General features: G+C 65.2%; 23 protein-coding genes. All 23 read right to left on the minus strand.

The window, feature by feature from the left end:
* On the minus strand, positions 1-1,056 hold a 1,056-nt coding region (locus EOA79_RS09510), incomplete at its 3' end, for an MFS transporter (protein WP_128292979.1).
* A 197-nt stretch (positions 1,057-1,253) separates the two neighbouring features.
* A complete protein-coding gene (gene fliQ, locus EOA79_RS09515) occupies positions 1,254-1,520 on the minus strand; it encodes a flagellar biosynthesis protein FliQ (RefSeq protein WP_027165133.1) in 267 nt (88 codons plus the stop codon).
* A 9-nt stretch (positions 1,521-1,529) separates the two neighbouring features.
* The gene (gene flgD, locus EOA79_RS09520; RefSeq protein ID WP_095823400.1) at positions 1,530-1,952 is read right to left on the minus strand and encodes a flagellar hook assembly protein FlgD; all 423 of its coding nucleotides are present in this window, start codon (positions 1,950-1,952) and stop codon (positions 1,530-1,532) included.
* Positions 1,953-1,954: 2 nt separating this feature from the next.
* Positions 1,955-2,392 (minus strand): flagellar biosynthesis repressor FlbT, encoded by a 438-nt coding sequence (gene flbT, locus EOA79_RS09525; RefSeq protein ID WP_095800447.1) that lies wholly within the window; start codon positions 2,390-2,392, stop codon positions 1,955-1,957.
* Complete coding sequence (gene flaF / locus EOA79_RS09530; protein WP_067002429.1) at positions 2,389-2,736, minus strand: flagellar biosynthesis regulator FlaF; 348 nt, start codon at positions 2,734-2,736, stop codon at positions 2,389-2,391. Before flaF ends, flbT begins: the two co-directional genes overlap by 4 nt.
* A 30-nt stretch (positions 2,737-2,766) precedes the next feature.
* Positions 2,767-3,816 (minus strand): flagellar hook-associated family protein, encoded by a 1,050-nt coding sequence (locus EOA79_RS09535; protein WP_095823399.1) that lies wholly within the window; start codon positions 3,814-3,816, stop codon positions 2,767-2,769.
* A gap of 3 nt (positions 3,817-3,819) precedes the next feature.
* A complete protein-coding gene (gene flgK / locus EOA79_RS09540; protein ID WP_095823398.1) occupies positions 3,820-5,274 on the minus strand; it encodes a flagellar hook-associated protein FlgK in 1,455 nt (484 codons plus the stop codon).
* A gap of 32 nt (positions 5,275-5,306) precedes the next feature.
* Positions 5,307-6,563, minus strand: coding sequence for a flagellar hook protein FlgE (locus EOA79_RS09545; RefSeq protein WP_067002423.1), 1,257 nt, complete (start codon positions 6,561-6,563; stop codon positions 5,307-5,309).
* Between the two features lie 91 nt (positions 6,564-6,654).
* Positions 6,655-7,323 (minus strand): response regulator transcription factor, encoded by a 669-nt coding sequence (locus EOA79_RS09550; protein WP_067002421.1) that lies wholly within the window; start codon positions 7,321-7,323, stop codon positions 6,655-6,657.
* Between the two features lie 221 nt (positions 7,324-7,544).
* Entirely contained in the window at positions 7,545-8,135 is a 591-nt protein-coding gene (locus tag EOA79_RS09555) for a transglycosylase SLT domain-containing protein (protein WP_127241481.1), read from the minus strand.
* Positions 8,065-9,462, minus strand: coding sequence for a flagellar hook-length control protein FliK (locus tag EOA79_RS09560; protein ID WP_095823395.1), 1,398 nt, complete (start codon positions 9,460-9,462; stop codon positions 8,065-8,067). Before EOA79_RS09560 ends, EOA79_RS09555 begins: the two co-directional genes overlap by 71 nt.
* Positions 9,459-10,886, minus strand: a complete 1,428-nt coding sequence (locus EOA79_RS09565; protein WP_128292981.1) for a chemotaxis protein MotC — start codon at positions 10,884-10,886, stop codon at positions 9,459-9,461. The genes EOA79_RS09560 and EOA79_RS09565 overlap by 4 nt, the downstream gene beginning before the upstream one ends.
* On the minus strand, positions 10,883-12,328 hold the full coding sequence (locus tag EOA79_RS09570) for a MotB family protein (protein WP_127335213.1): 1,446 nt from the start codon (positions 12,326-12,328) through the stop codon (positions 10,883-10,885). The genes EOA79_RS09565 and EOA79_RS09570 overlap by 4 nt, the downstream gene beginning before the upstream one ends.
* Positions 12,325-12,951 carry a hypothetical protein gene (locus EOA79_RS09575; RefSeq protein ID WP_095823392.1) on the minus strand — a complete coding sequence of 209 codons (627 nt, stop codon included), beginning with the start codon at positions 12,949-12,951 and terminating at the stop codon, positions 12,325-12,327. Before EOA79_RS09575 ends, EOA79_RS09570 begins: the two co-directional genes overlap by 4 nt.
* Before the next feature lie 3 nt (positions 12,952-12,954).
* A complete protein-coding gene (gene fliF, locus EOA79_RS09580) occupies positions 12,955-14,613 on the minus strand; it encodes a flagellar basal-body MS-ring/collar protein FliF (protein WP_128292982.1) in 1,659 nt (552 codons plus the stop codon).
* Positions 14,614-14,792: 179 nt separating this feature from the next.
* Positions 14,793-15,677 carry a flagellin gene (locus tag EOA79_RS09585; RefSeq protein WP_067002412.1) on the minus strand — a complete coding sequence of 295 codons (885 nt, stop codon included), beginning with the start codon at positions 15,675-15,677 and terminating at the stop codon, positions 14,793-14,795.
* Positions 15,678-15,957: 280 nt separating this feature from the next.
* A complete protein-coding gene (locus EOA79_RS09590) occupies positions 15,958-16,842 on the minus strand; it encodes a flagellin (RefSeq protein WP_067002410.1) in 885 nt (294 codons plus the stop codon).
* A gap of 228 nt (positions 16,843-17,070) precedes the next feature.
* The gene (gene fliP / locus EOA79_RS09595) at positions 17,071-17,802 is read right to left on the minus strand and encodes a flagellar type III secretion system pore protein FliP (RefSeq protein WP_095777164.1); all 732 of its coding nucleotides are present in this window, start codon (positions 17,800-17,802) and stop codon (positions 17,071-17,073) included.
* The gene (locus EOA79_RS09600) at positions 17,799-18,293 is read right to left on the minus strand and encodes a flagellar basal body-associated FliL family protein (RefSeq protein ID WP_095823390.1); all 495 of its coding nucleotides are present in this window, start codon (positions 18,291-18,293) and stop codon (positions 17,799-17,801) included. Before EOA79_RS09600 ends, fliP begins: the two co-directional genes overlap by 4 nt.
* A 17-nt stretch (positions 18,294-18,310) precedes the next feature.
* Positions 18,311-19,015, minus strand: a complete 705-nt coding sequence (gene flgH, locus EOA79_RS09605; protein WP_067002405.1) for a flagellar basal body L-ring protein FlgH — start codon at positions 19,013-19,015, stop codon at positions 18,311-18,313.
* Positions 19,012-19,545: a MotE family protein gene (locus EOA79_RS09610; RefSeq protein WP_245322266.1), complete on the minus strand. Its 534-nt coding sequence runs from the start codon at positions 19,543-19,545 to the stop codon at positions 19,012-19,014. The genes flgH and EOA79_RS09610 overlap by 4 nt, the downstream gene beginning before the upstream one ends.
* A 62-nt stretch (positions 19,546-19,607) precedes the next feature.
* Complete coding sequence (locus EOA79_RS09615; RefSeq protein ID WP_127335214.1) at positions 19,608-20,849, minus strand: flagellar basal body P-ring protein FlgI; 1,242 nt, start codon at positions 20,847-20,849, stop codon at positions 19,608-19,610.
* On the minus strand, positions 20,846-21,388 hold the full coding sequence (gene flgA / locus EOA79_RS09620) for a flagellar basal body P-ring formation chaperone FlgA (RefSeq protein ID WP_095823388.1): 543 nt from the start codon (positions 21,386-21,388) through the stop codon (positions 20,846-20,848). The genes EOA79_RS09615 and flgA overlap by 4 nt, the downstream gene beginning before the upstream one ends.
* Positions 21,389-21,390: the final 2 nt, after the last annotated feature.

Here is a 21,390-nt window from a genome sequence, read left to right on the forward strand (position 1 = left end):
CCCGACCACCCAGCGCGGCGTCGACATCTGCACCGTAACGTTGAAATGCGAGAGCGCGATCACCCAGCAGGCACCGCCGATGAGCAGGCCCGCCGACGTCTGCCAGGCATTGTCGCTGACGGCGGCGTTGAAGGCGCAAAGCGCGAAACCGGCGAAGGCGGCGCGCACCATCGTTTCGCTGGAGAGCAATTGTCTGAGCCTCACGCTGATCAGCGCACCGCCGACCGCGCCGATACCGAAGGCGCCAAGCATGATGCCGTAGGTCAGCGCGTCGCCCTTGACGACATCGCGCGCCACCAGGGGCAGCAGCGCCAGCACCGCGCCGGCGCTGAAGCCGAAGGCGAAGCCTCTCGCCAGCACCTTGCCGATGTTCGGCGACATGGCGACATAGCGCAGGCCGGCTCCCATCGCGGCGCCGAGCGATTCCCGCGGCAGGGTCGGCGCGGGCACTTCCGGCTTCCAGCGGAAAAGCACGACGATCAGGCCGATATAGCTGATGGCGTTGGCGGCGAAGGCCGCCGCCGCCCCCGCGGCGGCGACGATGATGCCGCCGATCGCCGGGCCGACGCTGCGCGTGATGTTGAAGCCCATCGAGTTGAGCGCGATCGCCGCCGGCACCTTGGCGCGCGGCACCATGTCGCCAACCGACGCCTGCCATGACGGGCTGTTCAGCGCCGTGCCGCTGTCGATCAGGAAGGTGAAGGCAAGCAGCGTCCACGGCGTCATCCAGCCGAACCAGGTGAATACGGTGAGCAGTGCCGAGACCACCAGCATGAAACTCTGCGCCACCAGCATGACCTTGCGGCGGTTGAAGCTGTCGGCAATGGCGCCGGCAACAAGCGCGAACAGCATGATCGGCAAGGTGGTCGAGGCCTGCACCAGCGCCACTTGGTAGGATGAGGTGGCGATCGTCGTCATCATCCAGGCGGCGCCCACGCCCTGGATCAAGCCGCCGAAATTCGACACAAGGCTCGCCGACCAGACGGCACGGAAGATGCCGTGCCGGAACGGCGCCAGCGCCGAGACGCGTTCGCTTTCCGGCTCGTCGTCGATCATGGTCGCTGTCCCGCCTTCATCTTGCTGTCTTGCGCTCGCCCGGCGCCATCATCGCGCGGGCGACTCGCCAAAGCATCCCGGTCCAACAACAGGAAGGCAAAGGCGAAAATGCGTCGGCGAAGCTTTAGGCCAAGCATCTTGCCGGTGTGGACCAAACTTTTGCCGGTCCGCGCGGGCGGGATGCCCGCAGCCCCAGGTCAGAAGCCGTGCTCGATGCGTTCGAAGATGACGTTGGTGAAGGCCGAGATCTGGCTGCCGATGAACGGGCCGGTCAGCGCCACGACCAGCATGATGGCGACGATCTTGGGCACGAAAGTGAGGGTGATTTCCTGAATCTGCGTCAGCGCCTGGATAAGCGCGATGCCGATACCGACGGCCATAGCCACGAGCACCACCGGCGCGGAGGCGGTAAGCACCGTCCACACCGCATATTGCACGATATCGAGGGCGTCGGCCTCGTTCATGGGCAGACCCTATGCGAAACTCGAGGCGGCCGGCTTGATCGATACGCCCGCGCCGACAGGGACCTCGGTGCCGTCCTGCAGCACCGCGATCAGGCCGCTGCTTGCGAGCTTCACCGAAGCCACGGTCCCTGTTGTCTTGCCGTCGGCGGCGGTGATCGAACGGCCGATCAGCGCGTCCGCCTGCGACAGCGCCGAGGATTGCATGATCTGGTCGAGCTTGCTGTTGGTCTGCACCGATTGCTCGACCTGCGAGAAGGTCGCGAGCTGCGCGACATATTCCGTCGAATCCATCGGCTTGGTCGGATCCTGGTTCTTCATCTCGGCGATCAGAAGCTTCAGGAACGACTGGTAGTCGACCGCCGTCTTCGAGGTCTGCTGGCTGCTGGCCTGGGTGGCGCCAACCGGGATCGTCGTTGTCATGTCCACGGCCATCTTTATGCTCCCACAGCCAGCGCGCGCGGCGCTTCCGGAATGTCGTCATTGCCGCCAAGCGCTTGGCGCTCGAGCGGATAGAGCGCGCGGATCGCCTTCAGCGCCTCGTAGATATGATCCTCGCCGACCATGCGGTCGATCTGCTTCAGCGCGCTGCAGATTTCCTGATTGTCGAAGCTTGCGATCAGCATCGGCAGCGAGCGGCGGAACATGTCGCGGGCCTCGGAGGCGCCCGGCGGGTTGATCAGCATGATCTGCACGATGAAATAGAGCTGCCTGAGCGGCGTCGAGGCCTGCTCGGCCTGGATGACGTGGCTTTCGAGCAGGAACTGAACGTCGTTCATCAGCTCGATCGTGACCTTGCGGTCGACCCGGATGACGGCGCCGTTGATGTAGATCTTCTCGTTCGGCTTCAGCGAGATCTTCAGCGTGTTGCTCATTGGATGCCGTCTCGGATGATCTGGGAGACCTCGATCAATCCTTCGAAATTGTTGGTGCGGCCCTGCCGGATGTCTTCCGTTTCGCGCAGCAGCCACAGGCCGATCGAGATCAGATTGGCGCGCAGTTCCTTGGGCAGCGCATTGTCGCTGGAGCCGAGATCCTCGACGAAGGTGGTCCAGATGCGGTTGGTGAAGTGCAGCGCCTCGACCGCCTCAATCGACTCCGGCCCAACGGAAGCAGCCGTGGACAACATGTCGATCGATCGGGTGAGCAACTGCCGCTCCCGGTCCTTGGCGTCGGCGACGGAGTCGGTCTGGATGTCGGCGTAGGAGAATTGATACATCGTCGGAGCTCTGGCGTTCCGGTGAGAGTGTCAGGTGAGATAGTTCAACAGGCTCAGTTGCTGCAGTCGCGCGGTCAAGGCGAAGGACGTTTCGATATGCTGCGTCAGGTCGGCCACGCGGGTGGCGGCCTCCGAGGGATCGACGCCTTCGAGGTCGATGATGTGCTTCTCGAACAGATCGACCTGGGTCTTCATGCGATCGCTGGCGTCGGACACGCGCTTCTGGGCGAGGCCGGCTTCGGACTGCACCTGAACGATGCCGCCGATGGCCTCGCCGACCAGCTTTTGCGCGCGACTGACGATCGTATTCTGCCCGGCCTCGCTGATGTTGCCGGCAAAGAGCGTGCCGACCATGGCGGCCGCCATGGCGAGCTTGCGGATGCCTTGCTCGTTGGCGCTGACCGATGTCTGCGTGGTCTCGTTCAATGAAATGCGGCTGGTGATCTGGTCGTCGGTGGCGTTCGACCAGTTGGCCTGCCAGCCGGAGCCCAGGAACTGCGGCTCGACCGCGGTGGTGATGAAGTCGTCCATCTGGGCGGCGGTGATGTTGGCGGCCGCGGGGTCGTTCTGGGTGAAGCCGAAATAGCTGGTGAAGGCGGCGTCGAACGCCGCCTTGGCGGGCGAGCCGGCGGCGCTGAAGTCGTCGATCGGCTTGACGTCGGTGTTGGTCCCGGCAAACAGGTATTCGCCGTTGACGCTGGTGTTGAGGATGCCCGTCATCTGCTGCAGCGCCGTGGCGCCGGCGGTCTGGGTGATGCTGGTCGAGGAGTCGCCCGATACGGCGCTGGTCAGCGCCGTCAGCAGATCCTGCGCGACATCGGAGAGCTGACCCAGCGAATCCTGTGTCGAAGTCAGACGCGCGGCGACCAGCGAGTTCGAATCGACGATGCCGTTCAACCGGTCGAGATCGCGCTGGAAGGTGACGGCCTGTGTCGTGCGCCCGCCGAGCGCCAGGCCGACATCCGCTACCTTGCCGGTCTGGGATTCGGTGGTCGCCTTGACGAGATCGGCCTGCATGCGCATCTGCTGATAGCGCAGGGCGTTGGAGATGGCGGCTGAGGAGACGGCTGTCGCTTTCATGGACTACCCCACCGCGCCCAACAAGGCGTCCAGCATGTCGTCGACGGTCTTCATCATGCGCGCCGACGCCTGATAGGTATGCTCGAGGTCGAGAAGCAGGGACATTTCCTGGTCGACATTGACGCCGGTATCGTTCGACAGCGCTTCGGCGGTGCGAGTGGACAGCGCTTCCTTCGCGTCTGCGTTGGTCGACGCCTGCTGGCGCACGCCTTCGAACCAGCCGATGGTGTTGGCCGCGTAATCCGAGACGCCGGAGCTGACCGTGATGCCGGCGGAGGTGTCGAAGGCCATCGGCTGGTCGAGCCTGTTGCCGTAGGCGATCAGCAGGTCAGAATAGGAGGCGCCGCCGCCGGTGTTGGAAACATAGGCCGCGCCGTTGGCGCCGCCGTCGCGCAGCAGCGTCGCGCTGCCGCCGGCGCTCGGGTCAAACGCGGCGTTGACGCTGATCGAGCCGGCGAGGCCGTCGACCAGGGTGCCGGCAGCGGGAATAGCCGGCGCGCCGGACCAGGTGAACAGGCCTGCGGCGTTGGGCTGAGACGGCGCGGTCTCGGCAAATGCCGTGATCAGGCCGCGCGCGATCTCGTCAAGCTGGCTCTGCATTGTCGCGGCAACGCCGTCGCGCAGCTTCAGCATGCCGGCAAGCTTGCCGTCGGCGCTGGTATTGTCGCCGGTGCCTGCAGAAAGCGGCACATTGTCGATATAGATCGTGTTGCCGGGCGTGCCGGCGGTGTAGCCGGCCGAGGGCGTGAAGGTCACCGACCGCGGCACCGTCTCGAACAGCGTCGTGCCGTCCTTGGTGGTGATGACCATGTCGTTGTCGCCGCGCGTGAAGGTCGAGACCGGGACATATTCGGCGATCTTCTTGAGAAGCGCGTCCCGCTGGTCGAGCGCGTCCGACACATCCGTGCCGGAGCGCGTGCCGGCGATGACGGCCTTGTTGGCGTCCTGGAACTGGCTGAGCAGCGAGTTGAGATCGTCGACGGCGGTGGCGATCTGGCCGTCCGTCTGGGTGCGGAAATCCTGGATCGCCGTGGTGCCGTCGTTCAGCGAGCTCACCACCTGCTTGGCCGCGTCGATGACGCTGGCGCCGAGATTCTGGTTCGACGGCGTGGTGGCGTAGAGCTGCAGCGCCTGCTGCAGATTGCCGATCGCGGTCGACGCAGACGATGCATTGTCGACACCATTAACCGATAGGTCGAGCTGATCCATGCCGCTGTAAAGCGCGCTCTGGCCGCTCCATGCCGACAGCGCGGAAAGGTTCTGCCGGAACAGAAGATCATTGGCGGCGCGCTGTATCTCCACCGATCGCGCGCCGGGCGCCGTGCTGGTGACGACGGCGACGCGACGGGCATAGTCCGGGTTGGACGCGTCGGCCACATTGCGCGACACGACGCTGGTTTGCTTGGATGTGGCCAGGAGCGCCGACTGGGCGATGCTTAATGCGGTGGAAAGCGACATGCGGGTCTTTCACGGGCTGGCGCCCGATGGGGTTATCTCTTCAGGTTGACCAGGACGTCCATCAGGTCGGAACCGGTCTGGAAGACCTTCGAGTTGGCGGTGTAGCTGCGCTGCGCCGCAATCATGTTGGTCAGTTCCTCGGCGATATCGACATTGGAATTTTCGAGCGCGCCCGAGACAACCGAGCCAAGCTTTCCTTCATTGGCAAAGCCGATGCGAACAGCGCCTGAGTCCGCGCTCTGCACATAGACGTTGCCCGGCATCGCGGTGAGGTTGTCGGGGCTCTGAACGTCGGCCAGCGGGATCTTGTAGAGCGGCTTGGTGGAGCCATCCTCGAATTGGGCGTAGATGACGCCGTCCTGGCTGATCTGGATCTTTTCGATCGTGCTCGGCGCATTGCCGTTGACGTTGGCGTCGGAGACCGTGAAGCCGGTTCCGAGTTGCGTCAGCTTGGAGAGGTCGAGGTTGAGAGTCGACCCGTTCGGCACCGTGAAGGACACGCCGGTAGTCGCGCCGGTGAGCTTGCCGGTGGTGGTGTCGAAGGTGAGATTGGCCGAACCCAGCGCGCCGCCCGCATAGGGGAACGACGTGCCGGCCGTGGCCTTCGACTGATCGAACACCGAGACCTGCCAGGTGCCGGTGCCGGTGTTGGTGAAATAGACGTCGAGCAACACCTTGTTGCCGAGATTGTCGTAGGCGACCAGCGACGATTTCGACGTGTATTGTGACGAGGTGCTGTTGTCGGTGGGTAGGTTGCCGGCGGTGACAGCGGTGGCGCCAGCCGGCAGGTTGCCGGTGAATGTCCCTTCCGTGCTCGGCGTCGCCGTCATCTCCTGATCGGAAATCTGCACCGGCACGAGGCCTTCGAAGCCGTTGGCGGTCGCGGCCGGATCGCCGTTGGCGTAGCTGTAGGCCATCAGCTGGTAGCCGGCGGCGTTGACGAGGCGTCCTTGAGCGTCCGGAACGAAGGCGCCGGCGCGGGTGAGATAGGGCGTTCCGCTCGGGTCCTGCACGACGAAGAAGCCGTCGCCGTTGACGGCGAGGTCGGAGACCGAAGTGGTGTATTGCAGAACACCCTGCGAGCTGACGGCCGAGCGGATCGTCGTCGTGACGCCACCCGAATTATAGGCGCCGCCGGTGCTGGGCATGATCAGCGTCGAGAATTCGGCGGAGGAGCGCTTGTAGCCGGTGGTGTCGGAATTCGCGATGTTGTCGGCCACCGTGGACAAGCGGTTGGCCTGGGCGTTCATACCGGAGACGCCGGTGCGCATCATTCCGTAGAGGCTCATCGATACATCTCCTCGGTGCCTTTCTGAGAGGCTACAAAACTAAGCCTCGTGTCTTGCGCGAGGCTGGCGCGGGATGTGCCGGCGACGACCATCAAAACACTAGCCGGTAGCCGAGGAACCTCTTGGAATCGATCGGGTCGTGGCCGAGCTTCTCACGCAATTTCTTGCGCAGCTTCGAGATGTGGCTCTCCACCACGTTCTCCTCGACCTCCTCGTCGAAGATGCCGTAGATGGCGTTGAACACCTGCGTCTTGGTCACGCGCCGGCCGCGATTGCTGGCCAAATACTCCAGGATGCGCCGCTCGCGACGCGGCAGCGGCAGCGGCTCGCCGTCGATCTCCGGGTCGCGCCCATCCATGAAGATGCGCATCGAGCCGACCTCGGTGTAGGCGGCCTCTTCGCGGGCGCGGCGGCGGATGGCGGTGATGCGGGCGAGGATCTCGCGGATGTGCACGGGCTTGCGGACGACGTCGTCGACGCCGCTCTCGAAGAGCCTGAGCGTGTGTTCCAGCGAGTGCTGTTCACTGAGCGCGATCACCGGCGCCCCGGTGCGGTCGCGGATCTGGCGCGGCGAGATGGCGCCCTCGCGGCAGTCGCCGATAAGGAAAGCCCTGACCGATCTTAAATCCGTGTCGGCGGCAGAGTTCACCCACTCGCCGAACTCGCCTGGCGCGAAGCCGGCGGTGGCGACGCCCTCGCGATCGAAAAGTGAGCTGTAGCCCTCAGTTACGAGCTCGCGCTCATCAACGATCACGATCATCGGCCCGCCCTCCGAATCATCTCACTTGCCCCGTGCGGAAAGCGGTATCCGGTGCGGTGAATCCTGAAAAACCGTCATTTCTTGTAGCTATTTTCTTGGGAGTTTTTTTGGGAGCCGTAATAAAGCCGGCCGTGAAGGGTCAATTCGCGGCACTGGATAGAGGGCTGCCGGCTGCCGCTGTGAACCCCCTCGCGGCGGACTAAAGGGCATATCTTGAGCAACTATTGGTTGCAGAACGCGCTGGCGTTCGGCGTCCATTTGCCGAAGCCGGTGGCGACCATGTTGGTGATGACGCGGCAGACATACACCTTCTGCGCCGGGTCGTTGTCGGGGCCGGCATGATAGCGGGCGACGGCCATCGACCAAGTCATGTGGCGCGCGTGGAGGCTCGCCAGGAAGCGCGCGGCGTAGTCGACGTTCTGGTGCGGGTCTAGCATGTCCTCGACGCTGCGGAACTGCGCGCCATGATAGCGATGATTGATCTGCATGCAGCCGAGATCGATCAGCGTCTTGCCCTCGCGGCGGGCATTCTCGAACGTCGCCAGCGCTTCGCCCCTGCTGCGCGGAAAAACAGCCTTTCCTTCTACATTCAAAGCATTGGGCTGAAGGCTGCCCTTCTTTCCCGTTTCGGTCAGGCCGACCGCGTAAAGGATACCGGCCGGCACGCCATAGCGATCGGCGGCGCGCAGGATTTCCGGCTCGCAAGGATTGGGCGCGGCTTTGGCGACGGTCGCGGCCAGACTAGATATAGATATCGTCGCCAGCGCGCTCGCGAAGAGGCGAAGCAGCGCGGCCGAATTCCTGTGCGCCATTGCCGTTGTTCCTTCCCGGTTGCCGATCGCCGCCGGCGCTGTTGCCGCCCGAGTTCCCGGGCTGGAACGAAGGCTGTTCGCGGCCCGTGGACATCGGCGGCGCGCCGCTCGCTTCGACGCGACCGGCCGAATGGACCGCTATCGAGGGTTGCATGATGGTGACGTGATCGACGTCGAAACCAAGACTGCGGAGCGACTTGACGATGGCGTCGCTGTCGGCGGTCAGACGGCGGTACGCCTCGTGCGTTTCCGGCTTCATCTCGATCGAAAGTTGCTCTCCGGAAAGACGCAGGCTGGCGGTGACCGTGCCGAGGTCAGCCGGGTGGAGTTCGATCTTCAGGACATGTGTCGAAACGGCAACAGAGTTGGTCGCGTGCGAGCCGATCGGGCCGCTCGAGTAGGCCTGCTGAACGCCGCTGTCCGAGGCGATCGCCTCGGCCAGCGCCGATACCGTCTGGCCGAAGGCGTTTTGGGCCGGCGCGGGGAAGCTCTGCTGGCTGACCACATCCAGGCGCCCGGCGGCAGAGGATGGCTTGGCTTGATTGTTCGATGCGAGGGCTTGCGCCGTTTGCGCGGTCTTCTGGGCGGCCGCCGGACGCCAGCCTTGCGGCGTCGTTGCGTCGGTTGCGGCTCCTTGCGTTCCAGACAGGATGTCGTCCTTGCGGATCGACATGTCCGGGCCCGGACCAGCGCCGGCCGGTTTCTGTCCGAAATCGGGCCCGGGCTTCTCGGTCGCCATCGTCGCGCGACCGGATCGCGGCAACGGCTCGCTGCCTTCGGAAGCGTCGGCCAACATGCGTTTGCCTTGACGGATCGCCAGCTGCGAAGACGCGGCCTGACCGATCGAGGGCTGGGTTCCTGCCTCTCCCTCGACAGAAGATCCACCGCGCTCGGCATTTGTCGACGTTGCGAAGTGGCGGATGTCGCCCAGCGCCATCAGCAGGGGCAAACCGTCCTGAAGCGGAGCGCTATCTGACGATTGCGCCGCCGCATCGGCATCGTCCGTGGCCTTTGCATGGTCAGCCTCGGCGCCATTCTTCGCGCCCTTTCCGGCCGCTGGCTTCGGCGCGGCAGTCTTGTTCTGGCCATCCTCATCGGGTCGTGGCTTGGGCGAACCGGCGAGGGCGCGCCGCGCCGGCTGCGCATCGGAAGACACAGGTTCGGCGGGATGCTTTGCCTGCCGCGCCGATTGTTCGGCGCCATACACCATCTCGCCAAAATTCGCGCCGTTTTCCTTGCCGTCGGCAGGATGCTGCCGCGATTGGACCTGGGCGGATGCAAGTCCCGGCGTGGCCTGGCTCACGCTGTTCATTTGGGCGCTGGTCATTTGGGAGCGGCTCCGAGTAGCTGGTCGATCTGGTCGAGCTGGCGGCGCGCTTTGAGCATCGCGGCATCGGTGGGATCGTGCGGATCGAGGCTTGCTGCGGCCGCCGGCGTGGATGCAGGCGGCACGGATGGCGTTTCGGGCTGCGCAGGAGCGGAGGCTTGAGCCTCGGCCGCGGCCTGAGCCGTCGTCGGCGGAGCCGGCGGCGCGGACGTTGCGGCCGGCGCGTCCGCCGGCTTGACCGGGGCCGGCTGCTCGGCCATCGCGCCTTCCACCGGGGGCAACCCTTCGGCGTCGGCCTGGCTCGCAGCCTCGGTTTCAGCGGGTTTCGCGGCATCGCTTTTGGCCGGACCGGCCTCCGTCTCATTCATGGCGGCCGCACGCACAGGAGCGACGACCTCGCCGGCAACGGCCTGTGCCGCATCGAGCAAAGCGCGGTCGCTCTCCGAAAGCTTGCCGCGATCAATCGTGCCGAGCCTCGCGCGCACATCGTCGATCGTGGCCGATGTCACCGTGGATAGGCTCGAATAGAGCACTGCGCGCGGGTCGTCCTGATTGCCTTTGCCGTTGCGGCCCTGCTCGGCCCGGGCCGAGGCGAAGGCGGAGAGGTCGCTCAGCCCGTCGATCGCGGCGCGGCGCGCGATGCGCAGATAAATCACCTTCTCGCGCTCGGGGTCCATCATCGAGGTGATGTCTGCGAGCTTGTGTTGGCTGATCGACATGTGCAGCGCAATCACACCGGAGACGAAGGAATCGGCGAACTGGCTGGCATAGGGGGAATAGAGATAGCCGGCGACATATTGCGTCGAGGCAAGCGCGAAGCGCGCGGCGTCGCCTTGTGTCGCTGCGAGGCCGACCGAGCGGCGAAGCGCTGCCTCCTCGACCAGTGTGCCGGGGCTGAGCAGGCGGGCCTCGTCCAGCAGCGTCAGCGCCGTTGCGGGTTCATCGGCCGCAAGCAGCGAGCCCTTGACCAACGCCAGGAAGGCGCCGAGGTCGGCGGGCACGCTCATCGGGTCGATCGGCTTCAGGATTTCGATTGCCGCGGCCGGCCTGCCGTTGAGATAGGCGACGACCCCTTTGGCGATGGCGAGGCTTTGCGGGTCGGCCGCCGCGCGCGAAGCCGCCGCCTCCACTGTGACGGGATTGCCGCCGCTCATGCCATAGACGAGCAGAGCGCGGAAATTCTTCGGGTCCTTGAAATCGCCGGCATCGGCGGCGCGAAGCCTGGCATCGGTCATTTCCAGCAGCTTGGCCTGCATTGGCAGCGCCGCATGATCGCCGCCGGCGATGCGGTCCTGGACCAACTGCAGCGAGCGCACCAGCTGATAAGGCTGCAGGCCGTCATCCTGTGCAAAAGCGGCAGCGGGCAATCCTGCGGCGAGCAGCAGCAGCCCGACTGCGCGGCCGATGGCGATCCTGACCCTCATCCGCCGGTCGCCATCAGGATTTCGATGCGGCGGTTGGCGGCGGCCAGCGGATCGGACGCGATCTTGGGCTGGCGGTCGGCGAAGCCCGCGACCTCGGTGATGCGGCTTTCGTCGACGCCGCCGCGCACCAGCATGTAATAGGCGGAGTGGGCGCGGGCGGTGGACAGCCGCCAGTTGTCGTAGGCGCCGCTGCGGAACGGCCGCGCATCGGTATGGCCGCCGATGGTGATGGTGCCCTTCTTCTCGTTGATGATGCGGCCGATCTTCTCCATCGCCAGCACCATCTCGCGGCGCGGCACGGCCGAGCCGATTTCGAACATGCCGAAGTCGAGCTGATCGGTAATCGAGATGACGACGCCCTTGTCGGTTGCCTCGACGGAGACGCCCTCGGCCAGCTTTTCACCGGGCGCAAAGGCCTTGGCCAGTTCCTCCTTGATTTCGGCGGCCGCCTTGAGGGCGGCGCTGCTCGGGACCTTCTTTCCCTTGTCGGAGGCTTGCTCCGGCTCCGCCTTTGCCGGCTCGGCCGTCGCCGCTTCGCCCCCTCCGGCTCCCGGCATCGCAGCATCGGTCGCAGCGGCCTCCGCCTTTTCGGCTTCTGCCTTTTCAGCTTGGGCTTTCTCGCCCTTGATCGCCTTGCCTTCGGCCTTCCCGACTTTCGTGTCGCCGTCCGATCCGGCGACCACCTTGGCACCGGGTTTTTCCGGTGTGGCCAGCGGCTCGAGCGGCGCATCCAACTGCGGCGGTGCCGGCGGAACGGCCTTGACTTTCGGAACATCGGTCTCGGCGACCATCTCGCCGGGCCTGGCCGGATCGCCTTCGATCCTCCTGCGTTCGGCGCTGGCCTCGGCGCCGGGTGTCGCAACCTGCTGCGACCAGAAGTCCGGCGCGAAAGGATCGCGATAGGATTCGCCGCCGGAAGCGCCGGTCGCCGGACCGGCGTTCTGAGCGCCGCCTTCACCCTTGGCGCTGACATTCTGCATCACGCCGGTATCGGTAGCGATCTCCGACAGCACGGCATAGGGATCGGCAAACAAATGCTCGTCAGAGAGATCGGATTTCTGCGAGGCCTCCTTCGTCTGCCTGCGGTCGGAGGAGCCGGCGCCGCCCTTGCCGTCCTCGCCGGCCTTGCTCGCGCCATCCTGCGGATTGTCGGCGGTGAGGCCAACCTTGCTCGGGCCGTCGCCAAGGTCTTCCAGGCCCTTGCGGCTGGAATTGCGATCGATCAGCTCGACCGGGTTGAAATAGCTGGCGACCGCCGCCTTGGTCTGCTCGTTGGCGGCGTTGATCAGCCACATGACGAGAAAGAAGCACATCATGGCGGTCATGAAGTCGGCAAAGGCGATCTTCCAGACGCCGCCATGATGGCCGTCGTCATGACCGTCGTGGTTCCGCTTGACGATGATGATCTCGTGCCTGGCCTCGCCGTGGTCGATGGCGCTCATGATAGGACCTCCGACAGGGAAGCCGACCATTCGGCGATGCGCGTCTCGAAGACGGTTTCATCGATGGTCACGGTCAGGTCGAAGCCGGCGGCCTCGGTGAAATCGAGATTGGCCGCGCGATCTCCAAGCGACGCCTTCAGCGGCTCGAACAGCGACAGCGGCCCGCGCACGCCGATACGCACCGCCTCACTGTCGGCAATCGCGGCGCTTACGGTACGGGCAAGAGCTTCGATCGAGCGCTCCTGCAGATCATCGCTGACCACGCCGCCGATGATACGGGCGACGGTGGCGGCGGTGAGCTCGGCCACGCGCGCTTCCATGGCATCGATCCGTGTCGCGACCGCCGCCCCCAGATCGCCGCCGAAGCTTTTGAGGAACGCCTTTGCCGCATCGTCATTGGCCTGGCGTTCGGCCTCGAGGGCCGCCTCGTGGGCGGCCGCGAGCCGCGCCCCGAGTGCTGCTTCTGCATCGGCCACCGCCTCGGCGATCAGCGCGCCGATGTCGGCCTGCGGTGGCGATATGTCTGGCTTGCGCTCGATGTCAGGCGCTGACGGTACCTGGCCGGCGCGCGGGGCGCGCGAACCGAAATCGGGCAGGAGATCGAAAAGGGCCGCCGAAGCCATGGCTTAACCCGCGGCTTCCGGGGCGGCGGCCCATTTGCGCAGGATCTGGGCGGTGCGTTCCTCGTTGAGGTCGACCATGCGTGCTAGCCGTTCCTGCGGCGCAGGCCTGATCTTCTGGCGCAGGTCGTCGAGCGGAGTGGCGCCCGGCCGGGCGCCCGGCAGCGCGCCGACGGCCGTGTCGGCTGCGATTGCGGCCACCGGCGCGTCGGGGGTCGGCAGCGAGCGCTGGACATCGTCGAAGCTCGGGCCGGCGAGGGCCGCGGGCTTGGCCGACGCCGTCAGCGCGGCCGCCATCGGCCGCAGGCCGAAGAAGGCGACCAGGAACACGACGACGATAAAGGCGCCGGCATTGATCAGCGTGCCGGTGTATGTGCCGATCGAGGCGAGGATGCCCGGCTGGTCAATCGGCTCACCGTCCAGCCCGTCGATGAACTCGACCGCCGAGACATCGATGACGTCGCCGCGCTTCTCCTCAAAGCCAGTGGCGGAGGCCACCATCTTCTGGATATCGGCGACGCGCTTGGCAATCTGCTCGGGGGTGGCGTCCTTGCCGAGGGTGGTCTTCAGCCGATCCTGGTTGACGACGACGGCGATCGACATCTTGGTCACCGAGTAGCCGTTGGAAACGGTAGCGATCTTCTTGGAGTTGATCTCGTAGTTGGTGATCTCCTCCTTGCGGTCGTTCTGCGAGGAGGACTGCGGCCCTTCAGTCGTGGTCGTCTGCGTCTCGGGCAGGTTCTGCTCGACGCTCGTCGGGTTCGAGGCCTGCTTCTGGTTGCTGGCCTCGTTGGTGCGCACCGACTGCACCGAACGCTCGACGCGGGATTCGGGATCGAAGATCGTTTCTTCGGTCTGGCGGGTGTCGGTATTGACGTCGGCCTTGACGCTGGCGCGGAAATTGTCGGGGCCGAGATAAGGCGTCAGCGCGCGGCGGATGTTGTCGCCGATCTGCGCCTCGACCGTCTGCTCGACGCCGAGCGTGCGGGCCGCGCTTGTGTTGGAAGTGTCGTCGCCGGCGGCGAGCAGATTGCCGTTGGAATCGAGCACGGTCACCTTGTCGGCCGACAGGCCGGGAACCGCTGCGGCGACGAGGTGGCGGATCGACTGGGCGCTCTTTTCGGCATCGACGCCGGCATAACGGATGACCACCGAGGCCGAGGGCTGCTGCTCGTCGCGGCGGAAATTGGCGCGCTCGGACATGACGATGTGTACGCGCGCCGCCTTGACGCCGGCGATCGACTGGATGGTGCGCGCGATCTCGCCTTCCAGCGCACGCACGCGGGTGATCTGCTGCATGAACGAGGTGAGGCCGAGCGAGCCGACATTGTCGAACAGCTCGTAGCCAGCGTTGGCGCTGGTCGGCAGGCCCTTTTCGGCCAGCAGCATGCGCGCCTGCGCGGTGGTGCCGGCCGGCACCAGCACCGATGTTCCGTCGGCGCCGACATCGAAGCCGATGCCGGCCTCGCCCAGCACCAGGCCGATCTGGTTCACGTCGCTGCGGTCGAGCCCGACATAGAGCGTCTCGTAGGCCGGACGGTTGAGATAGACCGAGCCGACGCCGATGACGGCCATGACCAGCGCGGCGATGCCGCCCATGAGAGCGAGACGCCTGACGCCGAAGCCGCGGAGGTTCGCGATGAGGCTCTGGATCTGTTCCGGCACGATTCAACCGCTCCCAGCATGACTTTCCGCCGGAAGACTAGACCGCGAAGCTTGTGCGAGGATGATAGCGCATGCGGCCATCGAGGCCCGAACGGCCCGGAGGCAGCAGTCCGACGCGCAAGAAAAAGGCCGCGCCCGAGACGCGGCCTTGCGATGGAGGGGTTGCCTCAGCGGAAATATCAGCTCTTGAACAAGGCCAGGATCGACTGCGAGTTGCCGTTGGCGATCGACAGCGCCTGGATGCCGAGCTGCTGTTGCACCTGGAGCGCCTGCAGGCGGGTCGATTCCTTGTTCATGTCGGCATCGACGAGGGCACCGACGCCCTTGTCGATCGAATCGGACAGGTTCGACAGGAAGCTCTGCTGGGTGTCGATGCGCGACTTGGCGGCGCCAAGGTAGGCAGCGCCGGTGGAGAGCTTGGCAAGCGCGGTTTCAACGCTGTCGAGCGCGGTGTCGACGGCGGTGTCGGAAACGGCCGCGGCACTTGGATCGAAGAAGGTCGTCGCAAGCAGCCCGCCGACGATGCCGCCCGTGCCGGCGGTGTCGAGAACCTGCGTGTCGGTCGCTGCCACGTCGATGGTGTCGATGGAGACGGTCGTGCCGGTGCGGTTGTACGAAGCCACGACATGCAGATCCGAGGCGGCCGTGCCGTCATTCTGCAGCAGGTTCGAACCGGCATAGCTGGCATTGGTGACCGACGACCTGATCTGGTCCTGGATGGCCTTGATTTCGGTCGCGATCTTCTGCTGGTTGTCCTGACTGGCGCCACGCGCGGTGACCAGCTTGGCCTTGATCGCGTCGACCTGGTCCTTGATGTCGGTGATGGCGGTGTAAGCTGTGTCGACCTTGCCGGCGCCGAGGCCGAGCGCGTCCTGGACGGCCGAGAGCGCCTTGTTGTCGGACCGCATCGAGGTGGCGATCGACCAGTAGGCGGCGTTGTCGGAAGCGGTGGCGACACGGTAGCCGGTCGAGATGCGGCCCTGCGTCGTCTCAAGCGCCTTGTTGGTGGCGTTGAGGCTCTGCAGCGCGGTGAGCGCGGCGGCGTTGGTCATGATGCTTGCCAAGATACACCCCTTCTCAAAGCAGGCATGCCTCGCGCATGCCGGTCAACTCTCTGGCGGGGGCGGTCATGCCTGTCGACCGTCGTCGGCCCGTCATAGCGATTGGTTAACCATAGCTAGCGCGTCACAGTTAACGGCGCGTTAAAAGCCAGCCTTGAAACCGCGGTGCGGTAATATTTCTCGAGGGAAGAGGCGCGCCTCGGAGGGGCAGCAGCATCAAAAATGAAAATCGGGCCGCGCTGGTGGCGCGACCCGACAAAGATGCCTGAAGTTCGCTGGGCGATCAGCCGCGGAAGAGCGACAGGATCTGCTGAGAGTTGCCGTTGGCGATCGACAGCGCCTGGATGCCGAGCTGCTGCTGCACCTGGAGGGCCTGCAGGCGGGTCGATTCCTTGTTCATGTCGGCGTCGACCAGAGCGCCGACGCCCTTGTCGATCGAGTCCGACAGGTTCGACAGGAAGCTCTGCTGGGTATCGATGCGCGACTTTGCGGCACCGAGCGAGGCGGCGCCGGTGGACAGCTTGCCGAGCGCCGTTTCAACGGTGCCGAGCGCGGTGTCGATAGCGGTGTCGGCGACGGCGGCGGAGCTCGGATCGAAGAAGGTCGTCGCAAGCAGACCGCCGACGATGCCGCCGGTGCCCGCCGTGTCGAGGACCTGCGTGTCGGCAGAGGCCACCTTGATGGTGTCGATGGTGACGGTCGAGCCGGTGCGGTTGTACGAAGCAACGATGTTCAGATCGGAAGCAGCCGTGCCGTCGTTCTGCAGCAGGTTCGAGCCGGCGAAGTTGGCGTTGGTGACCGACGACTTGATCTGATCCTGGATGGCCTTGATTTCGGTCGCGATCTTCTGCTGGTCTTCCTGGCTGGCGCCGCGGGCGGTAACCAGCTTGGTCTTGATCAGGTCCACCTGATCCTTGACGTCGTTGATGGCGGTGTAGGCGGTGTCGACCTTGCCGGCGCCGAGGCCGAGCGAGTCCTGAACGGCCGAGAGCGCCTTGTTGTCCGACTTCATCGAGGTGGCGATCGACCAGTAAGCGGCGTTGTCGCTGGCGGTGGCGACACGGTAACCGGTCGAAATGCGGGACTGGGTGGTCTCGAGCTGCTTGTTGGTGTTGTTCAAGCTCTGCAGCGCGGTCAGCGCAGCGGAATTGGTCATGATACTGGACATGATACTCGTACCTTGGTTTTTACACGGATTTTTTTGACATACCGGCTTGTCCGGTATGACGGTGCGGCATCATGCCAATGATCGCTGAGACCCGATCACCCGCCATCTGGAGCGGACTATGCGGGCAACTTCCTACCAAACGGCTAAACTGGACGGTTAATCCAAAATAATTCGCGCGGGCTTTAGCAGGCGAAGCCTTAAGTGTCGTCCTCGAGCCCGGCGGGGCGGTCAGGTAAAGGATCGCACCAGGCTGCCGACCAGAAGGTTCCAGCCGTCGATCAGCACGAAAAACAGGATCTTGAACGGCAGGGAAACCACCGTCGGCGGCAGCATCATCATGCCCATCGCCATGGTCACGGTGGCGACGATGAGATCGATCACCAGGAACGGCAGCACGATCAGAAAACCGATCTCGAAGCCGCGCCTGATTTCCGAGATCATGAAGGCGGGCACCAGAATGCGCAGGTCCACGGTGTCACGCGAGACAGTCTGGCCGCGCTCGCGGGCGAGATCGGCAAAAAGATCGAAATCCTTGTCGCGCACATTGTGCAGCATGAAGCTGCGGAACGGATCCGAGATCTTCTCGAAGGCCTCGGCCTGGGTGATCTGGTTGTCCATCAGCGGCTTGACGCCGGTGTTCCAAGCCTGGTCGAAGGTCGGCGCCATGACATAGAAGGTCATGAACAGCGACAGCGAGATCAGGATCAGGTTGGCCGGCGTCGACTGCAGGCCGATGCCGGCGCGCAGAATCGAGAAGGCGATGACGAAGCGGGTGAAGCTCGTCACCATGATCAGCAGGCCCGGCGCCACCGAAAGCACGGTGAGCAGCCCGAACATCTGGATGAGATAACCGACCGTGGTGCCGTCGGCCTTGCCTATGCCGCCGAGATCGAGCTGCTGGGCCGCGGCGACAGAGGTGGTGACGACGATGAGCGCCGTGGCGATGAGGAACTTTCTCATTCGAGCAGCATCGTCCTGATGAGAACCTGTTTGACGTGGCCGCCGCTGCGCAGCGCCGCACGCTCGTCGAGATCGGCCTTGAGATGCTGGTAGCCGCTGGCGCCTTCGATCTGATGCATCTTCAGCGTGCGCACGAACGCCAGCAGGTCCTGATGGATCTGCTCGGTCATTTCCTGCGGCTGCGGCGCGTCGTAGAGCACCGATGCCTCCAGCCTTATCCAGATTTCGCTAGGTGCGGCGAGATTGGTGGTGATCGGCGCCAGTTGGACCACCGTCGGTCCGGCGATCTGTTTGCCCACTTCGGCCGACTTCTCCGGGTTGCCGGCGTTCTCAGGTGCGGCAGGAACAGGCGCCGGGGCTTCTCCCTGCTTGAGATAGCCGCCCGAGAACCAGCCCATGCCGACGGCCGCGCCCGTCATGGCCAAGAGCATGGCGAGCTGGACCACAAGGGAAGGTCCCTTCTTGGACTGAGCCTGCTCGACGTTTGCCACGACAGCGATCTCCCCGCCTAGAAAGGAAGAACCTGGTCGAGGATCTGCTGACCGTAGGCCGGCTGCTGGACCTCGCTCACGCGGCCGCGTCCGCCATAGGAGATACGTGCCTCGGCGATGCGCTCGTAGGGGATGGTGTTTTCGGCGCCGATATCGGAGGGACGCACCATGCCAGCGATGGTGAGGACCCGAAGTTCGTAATTGACGCGCACTTCCTGCGAGCCCCTGATCATCAGATTGCCGTTGGGCAGCACTTCGGTGACGACGGCGGCGACATTGAGCTCGAGATTCTCCGAGCGATTGATCTCGCCGTCGGCGTTGGTCTCGGTGCTGGAGCTCAAGCCGGCATCGCCCTTGCCGCTGGTGCTCTTGCCGTCCCAACCGAGCGTCACGTCGTAGCCGAGCTTGCGCGCGGCGGTGCGGCTGCGGTCGTTCTTGTTCTTGAAATTGGCCTTGTCGTTGAGCTTGATGTTGACGGTCAGGATATCGCCCTCGCGTAGCGCCCGCGGATCGGTGAAAAGCCTGCTCTGGCGATCATCCCAAAGCGAGAATTTCTTGACGGGTCTCGCCGGCGGCTCCGGATAGGAGTAGGGGGCAGCGCCGCCATTGCCGATGCCGGAGCCGACCGGTGAGAGCGCAGGCTCCCGGCCGACTTCCTTGAGGTCGGTGCCGCAGCCGGACAGTGCCGCGACCGCGACAAGGACGAGCAATTTCAACTTCATGACGGATCAACCCTTCGCGCCGCGCTGGCCATGATGCCGGTGAGCGTCGCCGCCGCCTTCTGGTCCATTTCGTTGAGGATGACGCCGGCCTTGCGCGCATCGAGCTTCATCAGGATGGCCGCAGCGAGCTCGGCGTTGACCATTGCCAGGCGCTCGGCCGCGGCGTCTGGCTTCATGCCGGCATAGATCTTGACGACGCTCTCTTCGGCGCGCGCCAGGAATACCTCGCGTCGCTTCAGCCACTGCTCGTACTCGGCGCGTTTTGTCTCCAGCGCTTTCATGCGCTCGTCGATGCCTGCCTGGAGCTGCTTCAGCTCCTCGGCCTGCAACGCGTAGCGGCGGTCGCGAGCCGCATCGGCGATGTTGGAGCAGAAGCGCTGGATCTCGCTCTCGTCCGGCGCCTTCCCGCGCGCGAGCTCAGCCGGCTGGGCCGGGGCCTGTCCGCCGGGCAGCACCTGGCGGACTTCTTCCGCGCGACCCGGAGTGCCGCCCATAAGCGCAGCGATCGCGACAGCGGCTATCAGCTTCATGGTCGTATGAAGTCTCGGGCGACGATGCGGGTTTGAGGAGAAGAGCTCCATCATCGGCATGCCTATTGGAGAACCAGGTCGGCCTGCAGGGCGCCGGCCGACTTGATGCCTTGCAGGATGGCGATGATGCCGTCGGGCTTCACGCCGAGACGGTTGAGACCGGAAACGAGCGTTTCAAGGTCGGGGCCGTCGAGCACGGCGACGCGGGCGTCGGGTCGCGAGGCCTCGATGGCGGTGAAGGGCTCGACCGCCGTCTCGCCCTTGGAGAAGGGCTCCGGCTGAACCACTTTCGGCGCCTCGGTGATGCGCACGGTGAGAGTGCCGTGGCTGATGGCGACGCGCGAGATCTTGACGTTGTTGCCGATGACGATGGTGCCGGTGCGCTCGTCGATGACGACGCGGGCAGGCGCATCCGACTCGACGACCAGGTTTTCGATCTCGGCATAAAAGCGCGCGGCCGATACGTTCTTCGGCCGTCTGATCTGCACGGTGCGGGCATCGCGCTCGGCCGCAACGCGCATGCCGAAGCGCTGCGAGGTGTAGTCGTTGATGGCGTCTGCGATGCGGATGGCGGTCGAGAAATCGGGATTGCGCAATTGCAGCGTCAGCACGCCCTGGTCGTCGAACTCGGCGGGCACCGAGCGCTCGACGATGGCGCCGTTCGGCACGCGGCCGGCGGTGGGCACGCCTTGCGTCAGCTGCTCGGCCTGGCCCTGGGCGGTGAAACCGCCCACGATCACCGAGCCCTGGCCGACGGCGTAGATCTCGCCGTCCGCGGCCTTGAGCGGCGTCATCACCAGCGTGCCGCCAGCAAGCGAGGTGGCATCTCCCATCGAGGAGACGTCGATGTCGATGCGCGCGCCCGACTGGACGAAGGGCGGCATGTTGGCGGTGACGATGACGGCGGCGACGTTCTTGGCGCGCGCGCTGCCACCTTCGGTGGCGATGCCGAGGTTCTCCAGCATGGCGCGGATCGACTGTTCGGTGAACGGCGAGTTGCGCAGGCTGTCGCCGGTTCCCGCCAGGCCGATGACCAGGCCGTAGCCGACGAGCTGGTTGTCGCGCGCGCTCTGCAGCTGGGCAATGTCCTTGATGCGCGCGGCGACCTGGCCGGGCGGCAGCGTGCTCGGTCCCGTCGAGACGCGGAACATGCGGGTGGTGGTGGCCGGATCGTATTCCGGATCGTCGTAAACGCCGCCATTTTTCTGCGCAAGTTCGCGCTTGGCCTTGGACGTGAGCCCATCGGCCAATGCGGGCTGAAGACCGATCGCGGCGCTCAGCAGAAGGGCAAAGATGCGCCTCACGATGCGCCGACCCGAATCGTGCCGTCGGCCATTACTGTGCCGGAAATGATCTTGCCGCTGTCGACATTGCGAATTTTGATGAGGTCGCCGGCGGCGCCCGGCTGCAGCGTGACGCCGGCGGCCGAGATGGTCAGTGCTCCGGCGGTGAAATAGACCTGCACCGAGGCACCCTGCTCGACCAGCCAGGCATCGCGGATCGCGGCCGCCGGAATGTAGCGGCCGGGCACGAGGGTGCGCTTGGCGACCTTGCCCTGAAGTTCCTCGGAGCGCGTCGCCATTCCGTCCGGCTTGTGCTTGCCCGGGACAAGCGTCACCTGCTTCAGCGCCGCAAGCTCGATCGTCTCGCCGGGATAGATGACCCGGTTGGGGATCAGCACGGCTTCGCCGACCGCTTGATTGGCGGCGAGCTGGTTGGCCGACTCCCCGGATCGCAAGGGAGATGGGCCCGTCTCTTGCGCAAGCGCCGGCACGCCGACGACCACCAGCGCAAGGGCCAGCACGGCGCGACGAAAAGCAGGGCAGGAAGCCGGCATGGCCATCG

This window comes from Mesorhizobium sp. M1A.F.Ca.IN.020.03.2.1 (genome assembly GCF_004023205.1).
Taxonomy (GTDB): Bacteria; Pseudomonadota; Alphaproteobacteria; order Rhizobiales; family Rhizobiaceae; genus Mesorhizobium.